This window comes from Inquilinus limosus MP06 (assembly GCF_000767795.1).
GTDB classification, from domain to species: Bacteria; Pseudomonadota; Alphaproteobacteria; order DSM-16000; family Inquilinaceae; genus Inquilinus; species Inquilinus limosus_E.
The window spans coordinates 1-10,692 of the sequence record NZ_JANX01000175.1; the positions used below are offsets into that span (position 1 = coordinate 1).

At 71.1% G+C, this 10,692-nt stretch carries 11 protein-coding genes; 6 read left to right on the forward strand and 5 right to left on the reverse strand.

Annotated features, from left to right (window positions below):
- The 3 genes from P409_RS15390 to P409_RS15400 all read left to right on the forward strand — a co-directional run.
- The coding region (locus P409_RS15390) for a LysR substrate-binding domain-containing protein (protein WP_034838574.1) at nucleotides 1-345 on the forward strand (345 nt) is incomplete at its 5' end.
- 82 nt (nucleotides 346-427) lie between these two features.
- Complete coding sequence (locus tag P409_RS15395; protein WP_034838578.1) at nucleotides 428-1,159, forward strand: AzlC family ABC transporter permease; 732 nt, start codon at nucleotides 428-430, stop codon at nucleotides 1,157-1,159.
- Complete coding sequence (locus P409_RS15400) at nucleotides 1,152-1,478, forward strand: AzlD domain-containing protein (protein ID WP_034838581.1); 327 nt, start codon at nucleotides 1,152-1,154, stop codon at nucleotides 1,476-1,478. The genes P409_RS15395 and P409_RS15400 overlap by 8 nt, the downstream gene beginning before the upstream one ends.
- A gap of 3 nt (nucleotides 1,479-1,481) precedes the next feature.
- On the opposite strand, the gene P409_RS15405 is transcribed toward P409_RS15400, so the two are convergent.
- Together P409_RS15405 and P409_RS15410 are read right to left on the reverse strand one after the other, a co-directional pair.
- Nucleotides 1,482-2,549, reverse strand: coding sequence for a hypothetical protein (locus P409_RS15405; RefSeq protein ID WP_034838585.1), 1,068 nt, complete (start codon nucleotides 2,547-2,549; stop codon nucleotides 1,482-1,484).
- A 128-nt stretch (nucleotides 2,550-2,677) separates the two neighbouring features.
- A complete protein-coding gene (locus tag P409_RS15410) occupies nucleotides 2,678-4,348 on the reverse strand; it encodes a thiamine pyrophosphate-binding protein (RefSeq protein ID WP_034838588.1) in 1,671 nt (556 codons plus the stop codon).
- A gap of 169 nt (nucleotides 4,349-4,517) precedes the next feature.
- Here P409_RS15410 and P409_RS15415 point away from each other — a divergent pair, with 169 nt between their 5' ends.
- The 3 genes from P409_RS15415 to P409_RS15425 all read left to right on the forward strand — a co-directional run bounded on the left by P409_RS15415 (nucleotide 4,518) and on the right by P409_RS15425 (nucleotide 8,244).
- The gene (locus tag P409_RS15415; RefSeq protein WP_034838592.1) at nucleotides 4,518-5,528 is read left to right on the forward strand and encodes a serine hydrolase domain-containing protein; all 1,011 of its coding nucleotides are present in this window, start codon (nucleotides 4,518-4,520) and stop codon (nucleotides 5,526-5,528) included.
- A 302-nt stretch (nucleotides 5,529-5,830) separates the two neighbouring features.
- The gene (locus P409_RS15420) at nucleotides 5,831-6,280 is read left to right on the forward strand and encodes a Dps family protein (protein ID WP_034838596.1); all 450 of its coding nucleotides are present in this window, start codon (nucleotides 5,831-5,833) and stop codon (nucleotides 6,278-6,280) included.
- Nucleotides 6,281-6,831: 551 nt separating this feature from the next.
- Entirely contained in the window at nucleotides 6,832-8,244 is a 1,413-nt protein-coding gene (locus P409_RS15425) for an APC family permease (protein WP_034838597.1), read from the forward strand.
- Here P409_RS15425 and P409_RS15430 read toward each other — a convergent pair.
- From P409_RS15430 to P409_RS15440, 3 genes are read right to left on the reverse strand one after another with little or no spacing between them, the layout of a single operon-like run.
- A complete protein-coding gene (locus P409_RS15430) occupies nucleotides 8,241-8,582 on the reverse strand; it encodes an ArsR/SmtB family transcription factor (RefSeq protein ID WP_034838598.1) in 342 nt (113 codons plus the stop codon). The two genes, P409_RS15425 and P409_RS15430, sit on opposite strands and share 4 nt — an antisense overlap.
- A 35-nt stretch (nucleotides 8,583-8,617) precedes the next feature.
- Nucleotides 8,618-9,430, reverse strand: a complete 813-nt coding sequence (locus P409_RS15435; protein WP_034838600.1) for an ABC transporter permease — start codon at nucleotides 9,428-9,430, stop codon at nucleotides 8,618-8,620.
- A 4-nt stretch (nucleotides 9,431-9,434) separates the two neighbouring features.
- Nucleotides 9,435-10,667, reverse strand: a complete 1,233-nt coding sequence (locus P409_RS15440; protein WP_034838602.1) for an ABC transporter permease — start codon at nucleotides 10,665-10,667, stop codon at nucleotides 9,435-9,437.
- Nucleotides 10,668-10,692: the final 25 nt, after the last annotated feature.

A 10,692-nucleotide genomic window follows, 5' to 3' on the forward strand; every position in this document is an offset into this window, starting at 1 on the left:
GTAGTGGCGCCGGCCCGCTTCGCCGACAGCCCCTGGGTGCTGCGCGAGCGCGGCTCCGGCACCCGCCAGGTGTTCGAATCGGCGCTCGAGCGGCTCGGCGTCGACCCGGCCGCGCTGCCGGTGGCGCTGGAGCTGGCCAGCAACGAGGCGGTGCGGGCGGCGATCGAGGCCGGGGCAGGGGCCGGGGTGCTGTCCAGCCTGTCGGTCGAATCGGGGCTGCGCTTCGGCACGCTGCACCAGCTCGACCCGCCGTTCCCGGCCCGCCGCTTCCGCGTGCTGCGCCATCCGGACCACTATCGCAGCAAGGCGGTGGAGGCGTTCCTGAAGATGCTGGACCTGGACTAGGGACGGCCTGCGGATCCGGCCGCAGACCCTCCATGCCGGATCGGCATGCCGGCGGGCCGGGGCGGCATCCTACAAGCGAACCATGCCTGACCGGATTCGCGCCTACGCCTCGCCCCGCGCCGCCTTCCGCGGCGGGGCGCGGGACGTGCTGGGCGCGCCGCTGCTGGTGCTCGGCGCCTCCTATGTCGGTTTCGGCTCGCTGGTGCGGGCCAGCGGGCTCGGCCTCCCGGTCGGGCTGCTCTCGACCCTGACCGGCTGGGCCCTGCCGGGCCAGATGGTGCTGATCGAGGCCTATGCCGTCGGCGCCTCGCTGCTGGCCATGGCCGCCGCGGTGGCGCTGGTCAATGTCCGGCTGCTGCCGATGGCGCTGGTGCTGCTGCCCGGGCTGCGCGTGCCCGGGCGGCCGCGCTGGTGGGACTATGCCGCCGCCCATCTGGTCGCCATCACCGGCTGGGTGCAGGGGATGCGGGTCTGCCCGACCCTGCCGCCGGAGCAGCGGCTGCCCTATTTCGTCGGCTTCGCCGGCACCCTGTGGGCGTCCTGCGTCGGCTGGACCGCGGTCGGCTACTATCTGGTCACGGCGGTGCCGGCCTCGGTCTCGCTCGGCCTCGTCTTCCTCAACCCGCTCTACTTCATCCTGGTGCTGACCGCCGACCTCAGGAACCGGGCCCGGCTCGGCTCGATGGTGCTGGGCGGGGCGCTGGGGCCGCTGCTCTACCAGCTCGACCCGGAATGGGGGCTGCTGGCCACCGGACTGATCGCCGGCACCGCCGCCTTCCTGGCCGATCGGCTGTGGCGCCGCCGCCATGGGTGAGGCGATGCCCTGGCTGATGCTGCTGGGCGCCGCGGCCGCCACTTATCTGTGGCGGGCGCTTGGCGTCTATCTCGCCGGCCGGGTGCGCGAGGGCGGGGCGCTGCTCGACTGGGTCGGCTGCGTCGCCTACGCCATCCTGGCCGGGCTGATCGCGCGCATGATCCTGCTGCCGGCCGGGCCGCTGGCCGCGACGTCGATGGCGGAGCGGGCCGGCGCCACCGCGCTCGGCCTCGCCGTGTTCCTGCTGTTCCGCCGCAACGTACTTCTCGGCGTCAGCGCCGGGGCGGGGGCGCTGATGCTGATGGCCGGCTGGGCCTGAGCGTCAGAGGCAGTGGGCCAGCGCCTGCTGCACCGCCTTGCGGTCGGCCTCGGTCAAGGTGCTGTCCAGGCCGACGATGCCGCCCGGGGCCACGGTCGGCAGCGCGTCCATGCTCAGCGAGAAGGGCTGGCCGGCCAGGATCGCGTCCCGCTCGGCCTGGCTCAGCGCCACCGTCACCTCGGGCCCGTCCGGGCCGTCGCGGGATTCAAGGTCCGGGCCGGTGACGTCGCGCGACGCGGCCGCGGCGCCATCGCCGATCTGCAGCGTCGCCGTGTCCGGCAGCTCCGTGCCGGTGTCGAAGCCGGAATAGGCCAGATAGGCCGGGGTCTGGTCGCCGCGGCGGCAGAACAGCGTCAGCGTCTCGCCCGGATCGTTGGTCGGGGTGTGCCGGGTCATGGTCGCGACCATTCCCTGGCCTTCCGTCTGGTCCCGCCACAGCGTCCGCGTCTCCGTCCCGGCATTGGCGATCCCGAGCTGCTCCAGCATGCCCACCCAGCTCGGGTTCGGGCGCGACATCAGCTCCGCCAGATAGGATACGGCCGTCGGCTCGAGGCCCATATCGCTCAGATAGGACGCGACCTGCGGCCGCAGGCTCTCGGGCACGCCGCCGGACGCCAGCTCGCCGGCCTCCACGGTCCGGCTGCGGCCGCCGAGGAAGGCCAGGACGCAGGCGCCCTCGCAGCGGCCGGAGGCCGTGTCCTCGACCTTGGGGGAATCCGTCGGCAGGGTCGGGTCCTCATAGGGGACGGTACGGCCGACCTCGACATCGACGCAGTGCTCCCGGATCTTGCGGCCCAGCGCCATCGCCGCCGCCGGGTCGCCGCCAGGGGAATCAAAGTGGAGGGTCGGGCAGCCGTTCTCGGCGACATAAGCATCGAAGGCGGCCGGGGTGGCTGCGGTGATGGTGCCTTCCGCCGCCGTCCATTCGCAGCCGATGCAGTTGCCGCCATTGCTGGCGGACACGAAGGTCATCGGGCCGGTGGCGCGCGGCGGCGCGCCGGCCGCGATCGCCTGCCCGGCCACCAGGGCCGGCACGGCCAGCCAGAGAATTCGGGCCCAGGATCTGGTCATGCGCAGCCTCTCGCGGGGATGCCCGGCGGCCGATGGGTCGCGGGATAGGGATCGTGTCGGACGGGCGACTATCGGAAGCGTCTATGGCAGGAATGCGACCCTGCGGAGAACGCTTCGCGACATCGTCGTCAGCCCTTCGCCTGCTGCGCCGTGGTGCGGATCTGGCTCAGGCTGGCGCGCGGGGTGATCGCCTCCGGGTCCAGCTTGATCCAGATCAGGGCCGGCTTGCCGGCGGCGACCGCCCGCTCGAAGGCCGGTGCGAACTCCTCGGTCCGCTCCACCGTCTCGGCATGGGCGCCATAGGCCTGGGCCAGCCGCGCGAAATCCGGGTTCTTCAGGTCGGTGCCGCTGATCCGGGCCGGGTATTCCCGCTCCTGATGCATGCGGATGGTGCCGTACATGCCGTTGTCGATCACCAGGAACACCACGGCCGCGTCGTACTGGGCCGCGGTCGCCAGCTCCTGCCCGTTCATCAGGAAGCAGCCGTCGCCGGCGGCGGCGATCACCACCCGTTCCGGATGCCGCAGCTTGGCGGCGACGCCGGCCGGCACGCCATAGCCCATCGACCCGTTGGTCGGCGCCAGCTGGGTGCGCCAGCCGCGATAGCGGTAGAAACGGTGGAACCAGGTGGCGTAGTTGCCGGCGCCGTTGCAGATCATGCTGTCGGCCGGCAGCCGGCCGACCAGCCAGCGCACGATCTCCGACATCTGCACCGGGCCGGGCGACACCACCGGCTGCTGCCAGGCCTCGTAATCGGCGCGGGCGCCGCGCACCCAGTCCTGCCGGGCCTGGATGTCGCCGGCCGGGGCCAGGGCGGCCAGCGCCGCGGCGACGGAGGCGGAGCTGGCGTTGATCGCCAGCTCGGGCTGGTACACCCGGCCCAGCTCCTCCGCCCCGGCATGGATGTGGACCAGGCGCTGCGCCGGCACCGGCACGTTCAGCAGGGTGTATCCGCTGGTGGTCATCTCGCCCAGCCGGGCGCCCAGCACGATCAGCAGGTCGGTGGTCTTCACCCGCTCGGCCAGCTTCGGGTTCGGGCCGATGCCGACATCGCCGGCATAGTGGGTGTGGTCGTTGTCGACATAGTCCTGGCAGCGGAAGGACACGGTCAGCGGCACCTCCCACGCCTCGGCGAAGGCCTGGATGTCGGCGCGCGCCTTGGCATCCCACCCGCCGCCGCCGATCAGCAGCAGCGGCCGCTTCGCCTCGGCCAGCAGGTCGCGCAGCCGGGCCAGGGCCTCGACGCCGATGCCGGCCTCGACCGGCGTGGCCGGGCGGACATCCGGCGCGTCGGTCTCCTCGACCAGCATGTCCTCCGGCAGCGCCAGCACCACCGGGCCGGGCCGGCCGGAGGTGGCGGTGTGGAAGGCGCGGGAGACGAATTCCGGCACCCGGTCGGCGTCGTCGATCTGCGCCGCCCATTTGGTCATCGACCCGAAGACCTTGCGGACATCGACCTCCTGGAAGGCCTCGCGCTCGAACATGTCGCGGCCGACCTGGCCCATGAACACGATCACCGGCGACGAGTCCTGCTGCGCCACATGGATGCCGACCGAGGCGTTGGTGATGCCCGGGCCGCGGGTGACGAAGCAGATGCCCGGCTTGCCGGTGGCCTTGGCGTAGGCGTCGGCCATGTAGGCGGCGCCGCCTTCCTGGCGGCACACCACCAGCTTGATCTCCGGCACGTCGTGCAGCGCGTCGAGCACGGCCAGGTAGCTCTCGCCCGGGACGCAGAAGATGGTGTCGACGCCGTTCAGGCGCAGGGTGTCGACCAGGGCGCGGGCGGCGGTACGGGACATGTCGGGCGACCGTTTCTTATGGGCGTTGCCGGTTGGGTCTAGCACGCGCCTGCTCGCCGTCCAACCCGGCCGGGGCGCGGGGCAGGGCGGCCCGGCCTTGCGCCCCGGCCTTGCGGTCGCCACCGCCGCCATGCTCTAACGACGCCGTCCGCCCCGACGAGCCGTGTCCATGAGCCTCGAGACCCTCGCCGATCACGCCTTCGCTCCCGTGGCCCTCGCCCTGGAGGACGGCCGGATTCCGGGTGCGGCTTTGGGCATCGCCACCGCCGACGGCCAGCGCGCCCTGCGCTGGGGCGGCGCCGCCACCACCTTGCCGAAGCCCGAGGCGCTGCAGCGCGACACCTGGTTCGACCTCGCCAGCCTGACCAAGGTCATCGTCACGGTGACCGAAATCCTGCGGCTGGTGGAGGAGGGGGTGCTGGACCTCGACGACCCGCTGGCCAAGCATCTGCCGGACGCGGCGCCGCTGCACGGCGCCATCCCGCTGCGCCGGCTGATCGACCATTCCAGCGGCTTGCCGGCGCAGGAGCGGATCTATCTCTGGCCCGGCCCGGCCGAGCAGCGCCGCGCCGCGGTGATCCGCAAGCACTGGCCGGTGAAGGCCGAGCCGGTCTATTCCGACATCAACTACATGCTGCTCGGCTTCGTGGTCGAGCGCTGGCGCGGCGTCGCCTTCAACCAGCTGCCGGTCGGCACCGGCCTGTCCTTCGCGCCGTCGCCGGCGCAGTCCGCGGCGACCGAGGTCTGCGCCGTCCGCAACCGGCTGCTGCGCGGCGAGGTGCATGACGAGAACGCCTGGTCGCTGGGCGGCGCCGCCGGCCATGCCGGGCTGTTCGGCACCGTCCGCGGCGTGCTCGACTTCGCGCTGGAGCTGCTGCGCGGCCGGCTGCTGAGCCCGGCGGCGATGGTCGAGCTGTGCGCCCCTCAATCGACTCCCGGCCGGGCGCTGGGTTGGGAGCGGCGGCATCCCGGGTGGAAGGGCGGCAGCCTGTGCTCGCCGCGCACCATCGGTCATCTCGGCTTCACCGGCACGGGCCTGTGGATCGATCTCGACCGCGGCATCGCCTGGACGCTGCTGACCAACCGAGTGCACCCCAGCCGTGAGGTCGACACCGGCATCCAGGACCTGCGTCTGTCGGTCGGCAACCGCATCGCCGCGCGCTGGCGCGACTGGGCCTGACCGCCCGCCGTCAGGGATGGCCGGACGGTGCCCGACCAGCTGGCCTGGATCCGCGACCGCTTCGCCGGCAAGCCGGCGCCGGGCAACTGTCCGGGCTGACCTGGCCATTGGAACCATCTCTGAGTTTGCCTGGGCCCATGCCGTATGACAGGTGGAAGCCGACCTGCTTTTTCCGATAAGGAGGGGTGATCGACCCGATCCGACGGATCGATTGGAACTCCATCGGATCGGAGCCATTTTAGAAACCGTGGCAGCGGCCTGGAACGCGGGCCGGAACGCCTCCGAAAAGCAGGAGAAGGGTGATGAGCAAGGCCTCCAATACTCCGGTCGTGGACGCGCTGAAGCAGGTGCTGGCCGATACCTACGCCCTCCAGATCAAGACCCAGAACTATCACTGGAACGTGGAGGGCCCGCAGTTCCGCTCGCTGCACCTGATGTTCGAGGAGCAGTACAAGGAGCTGTTCGCGGCGGTGGACGAGGTGGCGGAGCGGATCCGCGCCCTTGGCGACTACGCGCCGGGCAGCTTCAAGGCCTTCTCCGAACTGACCAAGGTGTCGCCGCCCAAGGACGGCATCGACGGCCAGGCCATGGTCAAGGACCTGGTGAAGAGCCATGAGCTGCTGTCGGAGCAGGCCAAGACCGCCCTCGCGGTGGGCGAGAAGGCCGGCGACGATTCGACCGTCGACCTGCTGACCGACCGGATCACCTATCACGACAAGACCGCCTGGATGCTGCGCGCCACCGCGGCGTAAGCCGCCCGGCCCATCGGACTGCGGAAGGCCCGGACCGAGGTCTGGGCCTTTTCGCTGCGGCTATCCCGCCGGCCATTCCTCGCGCGCCATCTCGATAAAGGCCCGAAGGCCCTACGGCAGTTGCCGCGGGCTCGGGTCGTACAGGAAGAAGCCGGAAGTCCGGGCACCAATCCTCCAGCAGCCGCACCAACCGCCCCGCGACCCGCGCCGGGGCGGCCACCGCCTCGAACACGCAGGCGATGCCGGCGCCGTCCACCGCCGCCCGCAGCGTCAGCTCCTGGTCGCCCAGCGTCAGCGGGCCGTCGTCCTCGACCTCCAGCGCCTCGCCGTCCCTCTCGAACTTCCAGTGGCCATGGCCCTTCAGCTCATGCGGGGTGCGGGACGGCTCGCGGCCGTCAAGATAGGCCGGCGCGGCGACGGTCGCCCATGATGACAAGGAAAAAGCCCTTTCTCTTCTTCCTCCGTCCTGGGCGCCAGCGGCTTCCGCGGCGACATTCCTCCGGAAATGCTGTTTCATGCATATCCGCATACGATCGTCGGAAGGGGAGTTGATGGTCGATATCGCCAGAGAAGCCCCGGGCGCGCCGGCCGTGGAGCCGAGCCTGCACCGGGTGATGGGGCCTTGGCTGCTGCTGCTGTTCATCGTCGGCGACATCCTGGGCACCGGCATCTACGCCCTGACAGGCAAGGTGGCGCAGCAGGTGGGCGGCGTGGTCTGGCTGCCCTTCCTGGTGGCCTTCGCCGTCGCCCTGGTCACCGCCTTCAGCTATCTCGAGCTGGTGACCAAATACCCGCGCGCGGCCGGCGCGGCGCTGTACACGCACAAGGCCTTCGGCATCCATTTCATCACCTTCCTCGTCGCCTTCGCGGTGATGTGCTCGGGCATCACCTCGGCCTCCACCGCCTCACGCGCCTTTGCCGCCAACCTATCCAGCGCCTTCGATCTCGGCCTGTCCGGCGGCGGCGTCACCCTGATCGGCCTGGGCTTCATGGCGATGGTCGCGATCGTCAACTTCCGCGGTGTCGGCGAAAGTGTGAAGACCAATGTCGTGCTGACCCTGGTCGAGCTCACGGGCCTGCTGATCATCATCTGCATCGGCCTGTGGGCGATCGGCATGGGCCAGGGCGACGTCTCGCGCGTGGTCCAGTTCGGCGCCACCGACAGCGGTGTGTTCTGGTCGGTGATCGCCGCCACCACCCTGGCTTTCTTCGCCATGGTCGGCTTCGAGGATTCGGTCAACATGGCCGAGGAATGCCGCGAGCCGAGCAGCATCTTCCCGAAGGTGCTGCTGGCCGGGCTGTGCATCACCGGCGTGATCTATGTGCTGGTCTCGATCTCCTCGATCACCCTGGTGCCGCCGGACCAGCTGGGCGAGGGGGAGACGCCGCTGCTCAAGGTGGTGCAGGCCGGCGCGCCGGGCTTTCCGTTGGAGATCTTCGGCTTCATCACCATGTTCGCGGTCGCCAACAGCGCCTTGATCAACATGCTTATGGCCAGCCGCCTGGTCTACGGCATGAGCCGGGAGCGGGTGCTGCCCAGCGTGCTGGGCCGCGTCCATGCCGCACGGCGCACGCCCTATGTCGCCATCGGCTTCACCACGCTCTTGGCCTTCGGCCTGATCGGCTTCGTTGGGGGCGTGCCGGCGCTGGGCGGCACCACGGCGCTGCTGCTGCTCTGCGTCTTCACCGTGGTCAATATCACCGTGCTGGTCCTGCGCCGCGACAAGGTCGAGCACAACCATTTCCGCACCCCGACCTTCCTGCCGGTGCTGGGCGCGGCGTGCTGCGGCTTCCTGGCCGGCCCGTGGACCGGGCGCAACCCCGAGGAATACAAGATCGCCGGCATCCTGCTGGCGATCGGCATCGTCCTTTGGGTCATCACCGTGCTGGTCAATCGCGCCACCGGCCAGTCGGCGGCGGACCCGATGATGGAGGATCTCGGCGGCGACGGGGCGGTGAACTAGGAAGAGGGCTCGTCCGGCGCGGCGGCGAGGAAGTCGCCGAGCCGGTCCAGCTTGCGCTCCCAGCTCAGCCGCCGGTCGCTCAGCCACTGCTCGGCCGTCTGCAGGGCCGCCGGCTCGATCCGGCAGGTGCGCACGCGGCCGACCTTCTCCGACCGCACCAGGCCGCTGGCCTCCAGCACCGCCAGGTGCTGCACCACGGCCGACAGCGACATCGACAGGGGCCGGGCCAGCTCGCTGACCGAGGCCGGGCCGCGGCTCAGCCGTTCGACCATGATCCGGCGGCTGGGGTCGGCCAGGGCCTGGAACATCAGGTCGAGCGGTTGCGGATGCTGAAGCATGGGCTTCACTACTCCCGCCGGCCGACACCGGCAAGTCAGCGCCGGGCCCGCAGCCTTTCGCCGCGGCGGCGCAGCGCCTCGATCGCGACCAGCATCAGGGTCGACACCACGATCAGCACGCTGGCGGCGGCGGTGATGGTCGGGGTGATGCTCTCGCGGATGCCGTTGAACATCTCGCGCGGCAGGGTACGCTGGCCCGGCCCCGCCAGCAGCAGCGCCACCACCACCTCGTCGAAGGAGGTGACGAAGGCGAACAGCGCACCGGAGACGACGCCGGGCAGGATCAGCGGCAGCGTCACCCGGAAGAACACGGTGGCCGGCCGGGCGCCGAGGCTGACGGCGGCGCGCGGCAGGCTGCGATCCAGCCCCTGCAGCGTGGCGCCGACGGTGATGACGACGAAGGGCGCGGCCAGCGCCGTGTGCGCCAGGATCAGCCCGGCATAGCTGTTGGTCAGCCCCACCGTGGCGAAGGCGAAGTAGAGGCCCACCGCTACGATCACCACCGGCACGATCATCGGCGACAGCAGCAGGCCGGTCAGCAGCCCGCGGAAGCGCAGCGGCGCGTGGCTCAGCCCCAGCGCCGCCGGGATGCCCAGCGCCGTCGCCAGCACCGTGGTGGCGCCGCCGACGATCAGGCTGTTGGCCAGGGCGCCCATCCAGCGCTCGGACTCGAAGAACTCCGCGAACCAGCGCAGCGACACGCCGTCCAGCGGATAGACCAGGAACGATCCGCCGTTGAAGGACAGCGGCATGATCGCCAGGATCGGCGCGATCAGGAACAAGAGCGCCGCGCCGCCGGTCAGCCAGAGAAGGGCGCGCCAGAAGCGCAGGCTTTCGAGGATCCTCATGGCATCAGCCCAGCCGCATGCGGTCGGCACCCACCAGCCGGGCATAGACCGCGTAGAGGGCGAGGGTGGCCACCAGCAGCAGGAGGCCGAGGGCCGAGGCCATGCCCCAGTTGACCGTGCTGGTGGTGTAGAAGGCGATGAACCAGCTGATCATCTGGTCCGCCGGCCCGCCGACCAGCGCCGGGGTGATGTAGTAGCCGAGCGCCAGGATGAAGACGAGCAGCGCGCCGGCGCCGATCCCCGGCAGGGTCTGCGGCAGGTAGACCCGCAGGAAGGCGCCGACCGGCCGGGCGCCCAGCGAATAGGCGGCGCGCAGATGCGCCGGCGGGATCGAGCGCATGACGCTGTACATCGGGAGAATCATGTAGGGCAGCAGCACATGGGTCATGGCCACCAGCACGCCAACCCGGTTGTAGACCAGCTGCAGCGGCTCCCCGGCCAGGCCTAGCCCGGTGATGATCTCATTGACCACGCCGTTGGTTTGCAGCAGCACCACCCAGGCGGTGGTGCGGACCAGCAGCGAGGTCCAGAACGGCAGCAGCACCAGGATCATCAGCAGGTTGGCGACGCGCGGCGGCCGGGTCGCCAGCAGATAGGCCACCGGGAAGCCGATCACCAGGCACAGGGCGGTGACCGACAGCGCGACCAGGAAGGTGCGCAGGAACACCTCGCGGAAGATCGCCTCCTCGGGCGGGGAGGGCAGGATCGTCCCGGCCGCGTCGCGGCGCAGGTCCAGCGCGGCCAGCAGGTAGAAATCGGTGGCAGGGCCTGCGGCGCGGGCTATGGCGCCCCAGGTCTCGACCTGGCCCCAGGCGGGGTCGAGCGCCGTCAGCGTCTCCTGCCAGCTGCCCTTCGGCGCGTCCGGCAGCTTGCGGGCGGTGTTGCTGATGACCGTGCGGAGGCCGTTGCGGTCGTAGTTCAGGCGCCGGGCAGCGGTCGGCAGGGTCTTGTCGGCTCGGGCCTGCGCCAGGTCGGCGGCCAGGGCGGCGAAGGCGTCCTCGCCGGGCAGCGCCTCGCCCTGCCAGCCGGCCAGGGCGGTAATGGTGCGCGGCATCACCGGGGCCAGTTCGCGGTCGTCGATCGCGCGCCACAGCATGCCGGCGATCGGCGCCACGAAGACCAGCAGCAGGAAGGCGACCAGCGGCGCCAGCAGCAGCCAGGCCTCGATCCGCCGCCGCCGCCCGGCCCGCCGCAGCGACCGACGGATGGCGGCGCCGTCCTGGGCGAGGGCGGTCATGACGCAGCCTTGCAAGTCCCCTCCC

Excerpts from the sequence above, each read along its gene's own strand:
- P409_RS15395 (WP_034838578.1), top strand. The coding sequence starts at position 428 with ATGCCTGACCGGATTCGCGCCTACGCCTCGCCCCGCGCCGCCTTCCGC.
- P409_RS15400 (WP_034838581.1), top strand. The coding sequence starts at position 1,152 with ATGGGTGAGGCGATGCCCTGGCTGATGCTGCTGGGCGCCGCGGCCGCC.
- P409_RS15405 (WP_034838585.1), bottom strand. The coding sequence starts at position 2,549 with ATGACCAGATCCTGGGCCCGAATTCTCTGGCTGGCCGTGCCGGCCCTG.
- P409_RS15410 (WP_034838588.1), bottom strand. The coding sequence starts at position 4,348 with ATGTCCCGTACCGCCGCCCGCGCCCTGGTCGACACCCTGCGCCTGAAC.
- P409_RS15415 (WP_034838592.1), top strand. The coding sequence starts at position 4,518 with ATGAGCCTCGAGACCCTCGCCGATCACGCCTTCGCTCCCGTGGCCCTC.
- P409_RS15420 (WP_034838596.1), top strand. The coding sequence starts at position 5,831 with ATGAGCAAGGCCTCCAATACTCCGGTCGTGGACGCGCTGAAGCAGGTG.
- P409_RS15425 (WP_034838597.1), top strand. The coding sequence starts at position 6,832 with ATGGTCGATATCGCCAGAGAAGCCCCGGGCGCGCCGGCCGTGGAGCCG.
- P409_RS15430 (WP_034838598.1), bottom strand. The coding sequence starts at position 8,582 with ATGCTTCAGCATCCGCAACCGCTCGACCTGATGTTCCAGGCCCTGGCC.
- P409_RS15435 (WP_034838600.1), bottom strand. The coding sequence starts at position 9,430 with ATGAGGATCCTCGAAAGCCTGCGCTTCTGGCGCGCCCTTCTCTGGCTG.
- P409_RS15440 (WP_034838602.1), bottom strand. The coding sequence starts at position 10,667 with ATGACCGCCCTCGCCCAGGACGGCGCCGCCATCCGTCGGTCGCTGCGG.